We start from the raw sequence: 13,635 nt of genomic DNA on the forward strand, positions 1-13,635 counted from the left end.
CCCCGACGGTCAGGCGAAGTTGGCCAGGACCCACTGGCGAGCGGCGTCGAACGCGGCGTCGATCGCGTCGGCGCGGGTGCCGCCGCCCTGGGCGACGTCGGCCTTGCCGCCGCCGCGGCCGTCGACGGTCGGCAGGGCCGACTGCAGCAGGTCCTTGGCGGACAGGCCGATCTCGACGCCCCGGCCGTTGACGGCCGCCACCATCGACACCCGGCCGTCGTTGACCGCCGCACCGAGCACCCCGACGGACAGGTCCTTGCGAGCGATGTCGCGCCCGCGGACCACGAGGTCGCGCAGGTCGTTGGCGGCGGTCCCCTCGGGGGCCTGGAACGTCCACAGCCGGACCCGGCCGAGGTCGACACCGTCTCCGATCATCCCGTCGAAGCTGGCGCGCAGCGTGGCCTGCTGAGCCTTGCGCAGCTCGGTCTCGGCCTCCTTGAGCCTGCCGATGAGGGTCTCGATCCGCTCCGGGAGCTCCTCCGGGCGCGCCTTGACCAGCTCGGTGAGCCGGTGCACCAGCAGGTGCTCGCGGGCGAGGAAGCGGTAGGCGTCGGACCCGACCAGGGCCTCGACCCGTCGTACGCCGGCGCCGATGGAGCCCTCGGACAGGAACGTCACGACGCCGAGCTGGCCGGAGCGCTGCGCGTGCGTGCCGCCGCACAGCTCGTGGGCCCAGTCGCCGACGGAGACGACGCGGACGCGGTCGCCGTACTTCTCACCGAACAGCGCCATCGCACCGAGCTCGCGCGCCTGGTCCTGCGTCATGGTCGCGGCGGAGACGCCGAGGTCGGCGATGAGCAGGTCGTTGACGCGGGCCTCGACGTCGCGCATCACCGAGTGCGGCACCGGCCCGGCGCTGGGGAAGTCGAAGCGGAGCCGGCCGGGCGCGTTCTCCGAGCCCATCTGGGTCGCGGTGTCGCCGAGGGCCTCGCGGAAGGCCTTGTGGATCATGTGGGTCGCGGTGTGGGCGCGGCTGATGGCGCGGCGCCGGTCGACGTCGACGCGCGCCTCGGCGTGCGTGCCGGGGCGGACCTCGCCGTTGACGACGGTGCCGCGGTGGACGAACAGCCCCGGCACCGGGGTCTGCACGTCGTAGACCTCGAGCACGGCACCGTCGTGCAGCCGGATGCGGCCGTGGTCGCCGAGCTGGCCGCCGGCCTCGGCGTAGAACGGGGTGCGGTCCAGGACGATCTCGACGTCCTCGCCCTCGTGCGCGGAGCCGACGACGACGCCGTCCTTGAGCACGCCCGTGACGACCGCCTCGCTGACGGCCTCGTCGTAGCCGGTGAACGACGTGGTGCCGGCGGCGTCGAGGACCTCCTTGTACGCGGTCACCGCGGTGAGCCCGGCCTTGCGGGCGCGGGCGTCCGCCTTGGCCCGCTCCCGCTGCTCCTTCATCAGCCGGCGGAAGCCGTCCTCGTCGACCTGCAGGCCCTGCTCCGCGGCCATCTCCAGCGTGAGGTCGATCGGGAAGCCGTACGTGTCGTGCAGCTGGAACGCCTGCTCGCCGGGCAGCGTGGTCCCGCCGCCGCGACGTACGTCGGTCACGGCGGTCTCGAAGATCTGGGTGCCCGTACGCAGGGTGGCCAGGAAGGCGGCCTCCTCGTTCACCGAGATCTGCTCGATCCGGCCGGCGGAGTCGACGAGGGCGGGGTACTGCGGGCCCATCGCCAGGATGGTGGAGCGGACCAGCTCGGCCATGACCGGCTCGTGCGCGCCGAGCAGCCGCATGTTGCGGATGACGCGGCGCATCAGCCGGCGCAGCACGTAGCCGCGGCCCTCGTTTCCGGGGATGACGCCGTCGCCGATGAGGAACACGCAGGTGCGGGTGTGGTCGGCGACCACGCGCAGCGCGATGTCGGAGCGGTGGTCGGCGTGGTAGCGGTGGCCGGTGAGCTCGCTGGCCCGGTCGAGGATGACGCGGGTGGTGTCGATCTCGTACAGGTTGTCGACGCCCTGCAGCACCGTGGCCATGCGCTCGAGGCCCATGCCGGTGTCGATGCTCTTGGCGGGCAGGTCGCCAAGGAGGGGGTAGTCCTCCTTGCCCTCGCCGGCGCCGCGCTGGAACTGCATGAACACGAGGTTCCAGACCTCGAGGTAGCGGTCCTCGTCGACGATGGGGCCGCCCTCGCGGCCGTACTCCGGGCCGCGGTCGTAGTAGATCTCGCTGCACGGGCCGGCGGGACCGGGGACGCCCATGGACCAGAAGTTGTCGGCCTTCCCGCGGCGCTGGATCCGGTCCTTGGGCACGCCGACGTCCTTGTGCCAGATGTCGGCGGCCTCGTCGTCGTCGAGGTAGACGGTGGCCCAGAGCTTCTCCTCCGGGAAGCCGTAGCCGCCCTCGCCGACCGGCCGAGTGAGCAGCTCCCAGGCGAACGGGATGGCCTTCTCCTTGAAGTAGTCGCCGAAGGAGAAGTTGCCGGCCATCTGGAAGAAGGACGCGTGCCGGGTGGTCTTGCCGACCTCGTCGATGTCGAGGGTGCGCACGCACTTCTGGACGCTGGTGGCGCGCGGGTACGGGGGCGGGGCCTCGCCGAGGAAGTACGGCTTGAACGGCACCATGCCGGCGTTGACGAACAGCAGGGTCGGGTCGTCCAGCAGCAGGGACGCGGACGGCACGACGGTGTGGCCGCGCTCGGAGAAGAACTGCAGGAACCGGGAGCGGATCTCGGCGGAGTCCATCAGGTGCGATCCCTCCGGGATCCGATCGAGGTGGAGGAGGCAGGGGGTTCGGTGGTGCGCTGCGCGCCGCGGCTGGCCTCATCAGCGGCTGTACCGCGGCGGGCCTCATCGGCGGTGGCACCGCGCCGAGCAGCGTCCGCGAGGACGCGGGCGGCCGCGGTCCCCGGCGGAGGCACCCGCCGCGCCCCGGTCCCCCCTGCGGCCCCATCACCGGGCGCCCCATCACTGGGCACACGATCCGCTTTGCGGATCGTGTGCCCAGGTTGGGCGGCGTGTCGCGGTGCGAACCGGGAAGACGATCCGGGCGGTGTGGCGGGCGTGGCAGGTGTGACGTCCCCAGAGTCCCTCGCCTCGACGCGCCCTCGGGCGCTGGCCAGGGTGGTGACCGCACGCAGGCCGGACTCGATCAGTGCGGCCGTCGGGGTGGTGGCCCCGGCGGCGTTGGGACGAGGGCCCGACTGACCGGAGCTGCCGGCGACGAGGGCGGCGACGGTCCGGCTCTGGGCGAGCAGGGTCGCGGCGGTTCCAGCAGCGACCTGCATGTTGCCCGCGAGGCCGCGTACGCGGGCGTCGGCCAGGGCTTGCTGGCCCCGGCGGTAGGCGTAGATGCCGCCGGCCGCGCCGACGGCGGTCCACAGCAGCCGTCGCACCGTCAGTCCCCTTCCTGCGACGTGCCCGACGGATCGGTCGAGTCCGCGGGGTCCGACGACCCTAACGCCTCCCGCAGCCGTCCGTGGATCTCGCCCCAGCGGGCCTCGGCCCCGTGTCCGGTGGGCCGGTAGTAGTCCCGACCTCGCACCGGTTCGGGTGCGTACGACTGTGCCACGACACCGCCCGGGAAGTCGTGCGGGTATCGGTAGCCCTGGCCGTGCCCGAGCCGCTGCGCGCCCGGGTAGTGGGCGTCGCGCAGGTGCGGCGGCACCCCTCCGACCAGGCCCCGCCGTACGTCGGCCACGGCCGCGTCGACCGCGACGACGACGGCGTTGGACTTGGGCGCCAGGGTCAGGTGGACGGTGGCCTGGCCGAGGGTGATCCGGGCCTCCGGCATCCCGATGAAAGAGACCGCGTGCATCGCGGCGACCGCGGTCTGCAGTGCGGACGGGTCGGCCATGCCGATGTCCTCGCTGGCCAGGATCACCAGGCGGCGCGCGATGAACCGCGGGTCCTCCCCCGCCTCCATCATCCGGGCCAGATAGTGCAGCGCAGCGTCGACGTCGGACCCGCGCACGGACTTGATGAACGCCGAGATGACGTCGTAGTGCTGGTCCCCGTCGCGGTCGTAGCGCACCGCCGCTCGCTGGACTGCCTGCTCGACGGTCGCTAGGTCCACCACGTCGGCACCGGCGTCGATGGTGGCGCCGGCAGCCGCTTCCAGCGCGGTCAGGGCACGGCGGGCGTCGCCGCCGGAGATGCGTACGAGGTGCTCGAGGGAGTCGTCGGAGAGGGTGACGGCACCGGCGAGGCCGCGAGGGTCGGCGACCGCACGGGCCAGCAGGTCGCGCACGTCGTCGTCGGTGAGCGGCTCCAGCGTGAGTACCAGGCTGCGGGAGAGCAGCGGGGCGACGACAGAGAAGGACGGGTTCTCGGTGGTCGCCGCGACGAGTGTCACCCAGCCGTTCTCGACCGCGGGCAGCAGCGCGTCCTGCTGGGTCTTGGAGAACCGGTGCACCTCGTCGACGAAGAGCACGGTCCCCCGGCCGTGCATGCCGAGGTCCGCGCGAGCCTGGTCAACGACCGCGCGAACGTCCTTGACGCCCGCGGTGACCGCGGACAGCTCGACGAATCGGCGTCCGGTGGCCGTGGACACCATGCTGGCCAGGGTCGTCTTGCCGGTGCCGGGCGGTCCCCACAGGACCACGGATACCGGGCCGGCGGTGGTGGCGGTGCCGGGCTCGACCAGGCGGCGCAGGGGCGAGCCGGGGCCGAGCAGGTGCTGCTGGCCGACGAGCTCGTCCAGGGACCGCGGGCGCATCCGGACGGCGAGGGGAGCCCCCGGCCGCGATGCGGAGGTCCCGTCGTCGAACAGCGACGGCACATCGGATCCGCTCACGCCGCCGCCCCCGGGCCAAGATCGCCGCGAGACACCAGAAGGGGCCCGCTCAGTCCCGCGAAACCGGGCCCTTTCTGGTGTTTCGCGAGAATCTTGGGGTGAGCGGGCGCGTGGGTGCCGCCGTCGGGGCAGGGCTTGGCGGCGATCACCAGGTGCCTCCGGCGTCGGCGGCGAGGACGTCGTTCGGGTCCGCGTCCTCCGGCGGCTTCCGGCCCGGCAGCCAGCCGGAGGTGAAGGCCTTGTCCAGGGTGAAGCCGAGCCGGTCGTAGACCTTGCGGGCCACGTCGTTGGACGCGTACATCCCCAGCGTGACCACCGGCGCCCCCGCGGCGAGCGCGTCGCGGGTCAGGACCGAGCACACGTCGCCCGCGAGTCCGCGGCCCCGGTGGGACGGCCGCGTGCACACCGACGCCAGGTGGGGCACCCCGGGGATGTGCTCCACATGCGCGGCGCAGGCCACCAGCAGCTCACCGTCGAACACCCCGACCCAGCGCTTGATCTTCTCGTCGCCAGGGAAGACGTACGCGCTCGACGAGTGCTCCAGCAGGTCCAGGATCCGCGGGTCCGCCGGATCGAGGTCCACCACGGCGGACTCCCGGGGCCGGACTGCGGGTGCGGAGTACGAGTACCACCAGGTCCAGTCGTCCGGCGTCGGCGGCCGCACCGCGTCCGGGAGCCGGGCGTGCAGGCCCTGCGGCACGGTCACCCCGGACACCGGCATCCCCGAACCGTCGGCCGCGGCGATCTCGTCGGCCACCATGCGCGTCACGGCATCGGCGTCCTCGCCGACCGCCGTCACCCACGCCACCCGGCGGATCGGGTGCCGCGACGTCCATGCCACGACCGACCCGTCCACCCGCGGGTCCTGCACCTTGCCGGGGTCGACGTCGTAGCGCAGCCACACGTCATCAGGACGCGCCGCGACCAGGACGGAGTACGGAGCAGACGGCGGGTCGGAGACCGGGCCGAGGAAGGGCGCCGGGTACGACGCCTCCCCCATTGGCGGGCCCGGCGAGCGGTCGTCCAGCCGCAGCGCTTGGAACGCGTCCCCGGCATCGTCGAAGGGCCCAGTCACCCCGAGCGCGGCCGCCGGGCCGAAGCCGAAGCGCCCGTAGTACGCGGGCTCCCCCAGCACCACGACGAGCCGCTCGCCGGCATCCGCGAGCGCGGCCACACCCGCGCGGACGAGCGCCGAGCCCACGCCGCGCCGCTGCCATGAGGGCACCACCGCCAGTGGCGCCAGCGACACCGCCGGTCCCCCGCCGACGACCAGCCGAGTGAACAGCAGGTGCCCGACCACCTCGCCGGTCTCCACGGACTCGGCGACGAACGACCAGCCCGGCACCCAGCAGGCATCGGCGCGCAGCGCGTCGACCAGGTCCGCCTCGTCGGGGCGGCCGAACGCCGCCGTCTCGACCGCGCGCACGGCGTCGGCGTCGCCGGGTCCCTCGACCCGGACCCGCACCTCGCCGGACGTCATCGACTCGACCGAGAAGCCGGACTAGTTCCGCTTGGTGTCGGGCAGCACCTCGACACCGGGCCGGTTCGGCACCGGCGCGTGGTCGGCGTCCTCGGGCACGAAGTCGATGCCCGCGTCCAGCCGCTGCCCGGCCGTGATCGGCGTCGGCGCGCCGGTCAGCGGGTCGGCGCCGCCACCCGTCTTCGGGAACGCGATGACGTCGCGCAGCGACTGCGCCCCGGCGAGCAGCATGCAGATCCGGTCCCAGCCGAACGCGATGCCGCCGTGCGGCGGCGGTCCGTACTTGAACGCCTCCAGCAGGAAGCCGAACTTCTCCTCGGCCTCGCCGCGGGTCAGGCCGAGGATGTCGAAGACTCGCTGCTGCACGTCGCCGCGGTGGATACGGATCGACCCGCCGCCGATCTCGTTGCCGTTGCAGACGATGTCGTACGCCCACGCCAGCGCCTCGCCGGGCGACTCCTCGAACCGGTCCACCCACTCGGTGTTGGGCGACGTGAACGGGTGGTGCACCGCGGTCCACACGAGCTCGCCGGTCTCGTCCTCCACCTGCTCGAACATCGGCGCATCGATGACCCACACGAACGACCAGGCCGACTCGTCGATCAGCTCGAGCCGCCGAGCGATCTCCAGCCGGGTCGCACCGAGCAGCGCCAGCGCGTCCCCGCGACGACCCGCCGCGAAGAAGGCGCAGTCACCCGGCGACGCGCCGACCGCGGCCAGCAGACCCTCGCGCTCCGACTCCGACAGGTTCTTCGCCACCGGGCCACCCAGGGAGCCGTCGGCGCCGAACGTGACGTACGCCAGGCCCTTCGCGCCGCGCTGCTTGGCCCACTCCTGCCAGGCGTCGAACTGCCGTCGCGGCTGGTCCGCCCCGCCGGGCATGACGACCGCCCCGACGTGCTCGGCCTGGAACACCCGGAAGGGCGTGTCCGCGAAGTACGACGTGAGGTCGACCAGCTCCAGCCCGAAACGCAGGTCCGGCTTGTCGGTGCCGTAGCGCCGCATCGCCTCGGCATACGTCATCCGCGGGATCTCGTCCAGCTCGACCCCGGCGACGCCCTGCCACAGCGCACGCACGACGGCCTCGCCGACCTCGATTACGTCGTCCTGCTCCACGAACGACATCTCGATGTCGAGCTGGGTGAACTCCGGCTGCCGGTCGGCGCGGAAGTCCTCGTCGCGGTAGCAGCGGGCGATCTGGAAGTAGCGCTCCATCCCCGCGACCATGAGCAGCTGCTTGAACAGCTGCGGCGACTGCGGCAGCGCGTACCAGTGCCCCGGCTGCAGCCGCACCGGCACCAGAAAGTCGCGCGCGCCCTCCGGCGTGGACCGGGTCAGCGTCGGCGTCTCGATCTCCACGAAGTCCCGGTCTAGCAGCACGTCGCGGGCGATCTGGTTGACCCGCGAGCGCATCCGCAGCGCGGCGGCCTGCCGCGGCCGGCGCAGGTCCAGGTAGCGGTGCCGCAGCCGCACCTCGTCGCCGATGTCGACGCTGTCGTCGATCGGGAACGGCAGCGGCGCGGCCTCGCTGAGCACGTCCACGTCGGCGGCCACGACCTCGACCGCACCGGTGGGCAGGTCCGGGTTCTCGTTGCCCTCCGGGCGCACCTCGACGGTGCCGACGACCTTCAGGCAGTACTCGTTGCGCAGCCCGTGTGCCACCTCGGGATCGCGGACGACGACCTGGACGATCCCGGAGGAGTCGCGCAGGTCCAGGAAGGCGACGCCCCCGTGGTCGCGGCGCCGCCCGACCCAGCCGGCCAGCGTCACGGTCGAGCCGGCGTGCTCTGCGCGCAGGGTGCCGGCGTCGTGGGTGCGGATCACGGTGCGATCTCCTTCAGCCTGTCGGCGAGGCCGTCCAGGGGGACGGCGGTCTGCTCGCCGGTGGTCATGTCCTTGACCTGCGCGGTGCCGGACTCCAGGTCGCGGTCGCCCAGGATGACGGTGTGCGCGGCGCCGCTGCGGTCGGCGGCCTTCATCGCGCCCTTCATGCCGCGGTCGCCGTACGCGAGGTCGACCCGCACGCCCGCGGTCCGCAGCGCGCCGGCCAGCGCGACCAGCCGGCTCTTGGCCTCGGCACCCAGCGGCACCAGGAACACGTCGCAGCGCGCCGCGTCGCCCGGCGTGAGTCCCTCGGCCCGGCAGGCCAGGTAGGTGCGGTCGGTGCCCAGCCCGAACCCGATGCCGGACAGCTCCGGTCCGCCGATGTCGGCCATCAGGCCGTCGTAGCGACCGCCGCCGCCGATGCCGGACTGCGCGCCCAGCCCGTCGTGCTGGAACTCGAACGTGGTGCGGGTGTAGTAGTCCAGCCCGCGCACCAGCCGCGCTGCCTCCTCCCACGCGACATCCAGGTCGCGCAGGTAACCGCGCACCGCGTCGTAGTGGGCCTGGCAGTCCGCGCACAGGTGATCGGCCATCAGCGGCGCGTCGGTCAGCTGCGCCTGCACCGACGCGCGCTTGTCGTCGAGCACGCGCAGTGGGTTGGCCTCGGCCCGCTGCCGGGTCTCTTCGTCGAGGTCCAACCCGCGCAGGAAGGCCTGCAGCAGCTCGCGGTACGGCGGCCGGCATACCGCGCAGCCCAGCGAGGTGAGCAGCAGCCGGTAGTCGCGCAGGCCCAGCGACCGGTAGCCCTCGTCGGCGATCGCGATGACCTCGGCGTCCAGCGCCGGGTCGTCGGAGCCGATGGCCTCCACCCCGACCTGCTGCAGCTGGCGGTAGCGGCCGAACTGCGGCCGCTCGGCGCGGAAGAACGGGCCGGCGTACCAGAGCTTCACCGGCAGCGCGCCGCGGTCCAGGCCGTGCTCGACCACGGCGCGCATGACTCCGGCGGTGCCCTCGGGGCGCAGCGAGATCGACCGGTCGCCGCGGTCGGTGAACGTGTACATCTCCTTGGAGACCACGTCGGTGGACTCCCCCACGCCGCGTACGAAGAGCCCGGTGTCCTCGAACACCGGCAGCTCGATGTAGCCGTACCCGGCGTTGCGCGCGGGCGCTGACAGCGCGTCTCGGACGGCCAGGAACGCCGCGGACTCCGGCGGGTAGTACTCGGGCACGCCCTTGGGCGCGCGGAACATCGCGGTCATCGTCGGGTGTCTCTCACAGCCCGGTCCGGGGACGGTCGGCGTGCGGGGTGCCCGCGGCGACCTGACGCAGGTACGGGTTGGCGCGCCGCTCCTGCCCGATGGTCGTCTGCGGGCCGTGGCCGGGGAGCACGACGGTGTCGTCGGCCATCGGCAGCACCACCCGGGCCAGGCTGGCCATCATCTGCTCGGTGTCGCCGCCGGGCAGGTCCGTACGCCCGATCGAGCCGGCGAACAGCAGGTCGCCGGAGAACAGGACCGGCGGCAGCTCGTCGGTGGCGTCGGTGCCGAAGGTGACCGAGCCCTCGGTGTGCCCGGGGGCATGGGCGATCCGCAGGCCGAGCCCGGCCAGGTCGAGCACCTCGCCGTCGGCGACCGCACGTACGTCGTCGGGCTCGCTGAACTCGAACCGGCCGCCGGTGAGCTGGTCCAGCATCGCGCGGGTGTCGTCCATCAGGGTCCCGACCGGGTCGCCAAGCCGGTAGCGGTCGTCGGGGTGGATGTAGGCCGGGATGCCGCGGGCGTCGCACACCGGGACGACCGACCAGACGTGGTCGATGTGCCCATGCGTCAGCAGGACCGCGACCGGCCGCAGCCGGTGCTCCCGCACGATCTCGTCGATGCCGTCGACCGCGTCCTTGCCCGGGTCGATGACCACGCACTCCTCGCCCGCGCCCGGCGCGACCACGAAGCAGTTGGTGCCCCACGGGCCCGCGGGGAATCCTGCGACGAGCACGCGGCGGCCCTTCGGGACGGGGACGGACGGACGGCCCGGGCGACCGCGGGGGCGGGGGTGCGCCGGGGGGTACGAGGGTATCGGCACCGGCGGGGGCGTACGAAACGAGATCGAGGCGGTGCGCCTACACTCGCCCGACGGTTCCGGGCCCTGGAGGACACGGGTGAGCAGCAGCAAGAAGCGCGAGCGTGAGCTGGCGCGGGCGAAGTACGAGCGTCAGCAGGCCCGTCGCGCGGCCGAGGCGGACAAGCGCAAGAAGCGCAACCAGATCGTCGCCGTGGTCGTGGTGCTCGCCGTCATCGCCGGCGGCGTCGTGTGGTTCGCGCTGTCCGGCCGGTCCTCCGAGCCGGACGTGGTGGCCAGCCCGACGCCTGCTGTGTCCGATTCTGCGGTGCCTTCCGAGTCGGCGGCGCCCGCGGAGTCCGGCGCGGCGTCGGAGTCGGCGGCAGCGTCCACCGCACCGGCCGCGACCGTGGACTGCACCGAGCCGCCCGCGGTCCGCCCTGACGACCTGACGTGGGGCACGATGCCGGAGATGACGATCGACGAGGCCGCCTCGTACGACTGGAACCTGGCGACGAACTGCGGCGAGATCCGCATCGCCCTCGACGCTGCCGAGGCGCCGGACACGGTGAACTCGATGGTGTTCCTCACCGACAACAAGTACTTCGACCTCACCGCCTGCCACCGGCTCACGACCGAGGGCATCTTCGTGCTGCAGTGCGGCGACCCCAAGGGCGACGGCACGGGCGGCCCCGGCTACGCGATCCCGGACGAGAACCTGCCCGCCGACGGGGCGAACAACTATCCGGCGGGCACCGTGGCCATGGCCAACGCCGGGCCCGGTACGGGGGGCAGCCAGTTCTTCCTCGTGTACGAGGACACCACGCTGCCGCCGAACTACACGATCTTCGGCACCATCACCGAGGGCCTCGACATCGTGCAGGGCGTCGCGGCCGCCGGGGTGGAGGGCGGCGGGGCGGACGGTCCGCCGGCCCAGCCGGTCGTGATCGAGACCGCCACGATCACCGAGTCCTGACGGGGGTCCGCTCGGCTGCGCCCCGTCGCGGGTGCGCGCGCGGGCGGCCCCGGTCGGCCGGGCGCGGCCGCGTGGGTCACGGAGCGGTCGCAACCTGCGGGTACCCCTCCGGGGCCGGACGCGGGGATGCGAGGATCGACCCGCACGACGCTGGCCGTCGGGCGTCCGCGTGCGCCCGGGCAAGGAGCACCACCCGACGAGAGGGCAGTCCGCCATGACCGAGAACGCCGAAGGATCGCCGACCCCGAGCACCGCGGCACCGGTCACCCCACCGGCGGACGAGCCCCAGCCCAGCGCCCCCGACACGTCCAGCGCCCCTGACACGTCCGCGCCCGAGGCTGCCCAGCCTGCCGAGGCCACGGCCGCGGAGGCTGCTGCCGACGCCGACGTTTCCGAGACTGCCCAGGCTCCCGAACCGGTCCGTGCGCCTACGGCTCCCGAGACCGCCGTCGCTCCCGAGCCGGTGCCCGCGCCTGCGGCGGCCGAACCTGCCGAGGCCCCCGAGCCGGTCACTGCACCCGAGACGCCCGCGGCTGGCGAGACCGCAGAGCCGGCCGCACCCGAGGCGACCCGGCCCGCGGAGGCGGCACCCGCCGCCGTCCCGCCCGCCCCGCAGCCGGAGTCGGTCGAGCCCGCCCCGCAGCCCGAGGCTGTGGCGCCGCCCGTGGTGCCTGCCGCCGTCGAGCCCGCCGTGCGGCCGGCTGCCGTCGAGCCCGCCGTGCAGCCGGCCGCCGTGGCCCCCGCCCCCGAGGCGACGCCGCTCGAGCCGGCGCCGCCGGTGGAGCAGGTCGCGGAGCCAACCGCACCGGAACCCGTCGCGCCGGAGCCGACCGCCCCGGAACCGACCGCAGCCGAGGTGGCGGCCCAGGCCCCCGCGGAGCCGGAGCCAACCGCACCCGCGGCGCCTGCCGCACCGGTGGCACCTGCCCCAACGCCGAGTCCCGCCCCGGCCGTACCGACGCCGGCGGCCATGCGACCCCGCCCGGCCGCGCCTACTCCCGCGGACCTGGCCCGCCCGCGCCCGTCGGGGCCGGAGCCGAGCCCGGGACCCGTCGTGGAGCCGATCGCCCCGTCCGCCTCAATGCAGTGGGGCCGGGTGGCCGAGGACGGCACCGTCTACGTACGCGACCGTGACGGCGCCGAGACGGTCGTCGGCCAGTGGGCGGCGGGCACGCCGGAGGAGGGCCTGGCCTTCTTCGCCCGCAAGTTCGACGACCTCGCGGTCGAGGTGGACCTGGCCGAGCGCCGCCTCGGCGAGGGCAAGTCCAACCCCGAGCAGGCGGCCCAGGTGGCCGCGAAGGTCCGCGAGGCGCTGGCCGAGCCGGCGTACGTCGGCGACGTCGCCGGGCTGCTGGAGCGGTGCGACGCGTTGGACGCGCTCGTGGCGCAGCGGCGCGCCGAGGTGGCGGCCGAGCGCGCGAAGGCCAAGGCGGAGGCGCTGGCAGCGCGCGAGGCGATCGTGGTCGAGGCGGAGTCGCTCGCAGACTCGACCCAGTGGAAGGCCACCGGCGACCGGTTCCGCGCCCTGCTGGACGCGTGGAAGGCCTCGCCCCGGGTGGACCGGGGCAAGGAGCAGGAGCTGTGGAAGCGGTTCAGCCACGCTCGTTCCACGTTCGACAAGCACCGCCGGCAGCACTTCGCTCAGCTGGACTCCCAGCGCAAGGAGGCCGTGGCGGTCAAGGACCAGATCGTGGCCGAGGCCGAGGCGATGGCCGGGTCGACCGACTGGGGCGAGACGGCCCGCGCCTACCGGGCCCTGATGGACCGGTGGAAGGCCTCGCCGCGCGCGTCCCGGCAGGACGAGGAGCGGCTGTGGCAGCGGTTCCGGGCGGCGCAGGACACATTCTTCGGGGCGCGCAACGAGGCGTTCGACAAGAAGGACGCGAGCCTGCGGGAGAACCTCGTGGTGAAGGAGCAGCTGCTCGCGGAGGCCGAGGCGCTGCTGCCGCTCACCGACCTACGGGCCGCCAAGGCCACGCTGCGCTCGATCGAGGAGCGGTGGGAGAAGGCCGGGCACGTCCCTCGTGGTGACCGGGACCGGGTCGAGGGCCGGCTGCGCAAGGTCGAGGACGCGGTTCGCAACGCCGAGCAGGACGAGTGGCGCCGGACCAACCCGGAGGCCCGGGCCCGCGCCGAGGCGACAGTGGAGCAGTTCTCGGCGTCGGTGGCGAAGCTGGAGAAGCAGCTCGCCGCGGCGCAGGCGGCCGGGGACGCGCGCAAGGTCGCCGATGCGGAGCGTTCGCTGGAGTCGACCCGCTCGCTGCTGGCCGCCGCCGAGTCCGCCCTGGCCGACTTCACCCGCTAGCCGCCGCCCCGCTCAGGCACACGATCCGCTTAGCGGATCGTGTGGCGAACTCGTAGGGCGTGTCGAGGGCGTGGGCGGCAACACGATCCGGGCCACGTAGTGCGTGAGGCAGGAGGGACGTCAGCGGGCGCCGACGCCTGCGGCAACCGGCAAACGATTTCGGCGACACCCCACCCGTCACATCCGTACCGGCGCCCGGATCGTGTGACCGGATCCGGGCCCGACACGCCGTCCAACCTGGCCACACGATCCGCTAAGCGGAT

General features: G+C 73.7%; 8 protein-coding genes. 2 read left to right on the forward strand and 6 right to left on the reverse strand.

Annotation, left to right across the window (positions count from 1 at the left end; translation table 11 throughout):
- Positions 1 to 9: 9 nt before the first annotated feature.
- The 6 genes from alaS to R2737_11710 all read right to left on the reverse strand — a co-directional run bounded on the left by alaS (position 10) and on the right by R2737_11710 (position 10,028).
- Positions 10 to 2,682, reverse strand: coding sequence for an alanine--tRNA ligase (gene alaS, locus R2737_11685; GenBank protein ID MEZ5116918.1), 2,673 nt, complete (start codon positions 2,680 to 2,682; stop codon positions 10 to 12).
- Positions 2,683 to 3,334: 652 nt separating this feature from the next.
- Positions 3,335 to 4,732, reverse strand: coding sequence for a replication-associated recombination protein A (locus R2737_11690; protein ID MEZ5116919.1), 1,398 nt, complete (start codon positions 4,730 to 4,732; stop codon positions 3,335 to 3,337).
- Positions 4,733 to 4,877: 145 nt separating this feature from the next.
- Positions 4,878 to 6,212 carry a GNAT family N-acetyltransferase gene (locus tag R2737_11695; protein MEZ5116920.1) on the reverse strand — a complete coding sequence of 445 codons (1,335 nt, stop codon included), beginning with the start codon at positions 6,210 to 6,212 and terminating at the stop codon, positions 4,878 to 4,880.
- A 21-nt stretch (positions 6,213 to 6,233) separates the two neighbouring features.
- Complete coding sequence (aspS, locus tag R2737_11700; protein MEZ5116921.1) at positions 6,234 to 8,036, reverse strand: aspartate--tRNA ligase; 1,803 nt, start codon at positions 8,034 to 8,036, stop codon at positions 6,234 to 6,236.
- On the reverse strand, positions 8,033 to 9,295 hold the full coding sequence (gene hisS / locus R2737_11705) for a histidine--tRNA ligase (protein MEZ5116922.1): 1,263 nt from the start codon (positions 9,293 to 9,295) through the stop codon (positions 8,033 to 8,035). The genes aspS and hisS overlap by 4 nt, the downstream gene beginning before the upstream one ends.
- A 13-nt stretch (positions 9,296 to 9,308) precedes the next feature.
- Positions 9,309 to 10,028: an MBL fold metallo-hydrolase gene (locus R2737_11710; GenBank protein MEZ5116923.1), complete on the reverse strand. Its 720-nt coding sequence runs from the start codon at positions 10,026 to 10,028 to the stop codon at positions 9,309 to 9,311.
- A gap of 163 nt (positions 10,029 to 10,191) precedes the next feature.
- Between R2737_11710 and R2737_11715 the strand changes: the two genes are divergently transcribed.
- Entirely contained in the window at positions 10,192 to 11,067 is an 876-nt protein-coding gene (locus tag R2737_11715; protein ID MEZ5116924.1) for a peptidylprolyl isomerase, read from the forward strand.
- Between the two features lie 1,054 nt (positions 11,068 to 12,121).
- A complete protein-coding gene (locus tag R2737_11720) occupies positions 12,122 to 13,372 on the forward strand; it encodes a DUF349 domain-containing protein (GenBank protein ID MEZ5116925.1) in 1,251 nt (416 codons plus the stop codon).
- The last annotated feature ends 263 nt before the right edge of the window (positions 13,373 to 13,635 follow it).

This window comes from Candidatus Nanopelagicales bacterium (genome assembly GCA_041393815.1).
Classification (GTDB): domain Bacteria; phylum Actinomycetota; class Actinomycetes; order S36-B12; family JAWKJK01; genus JAWKJK01.

Excerpts from the sequence above, each read along its gene's own strand:
- R2737_11695 (MEZ5116920.1), bottom strand. The coding sequence starts at position 6,212 with ATGACGTCCGGCGAGGTGCGGGTCCGGGTCGAGGGACCCGGCGACGCC.
- hisS (MEZ5116922.1), bottom strand. The coding sequence starts at position 9,295 with ATGACCGCGATGTTCCGCGCGCCCAAGGGCGTGCCCGAGTACTACCCG.
- alaS (MEZ5116918.1), bottom strand. The coding sequence starts at position 2,682 with ATGGACTCCGCCGAGATCCGCTCCCGGTTCCTGCAGTTCTTCTCCGAG.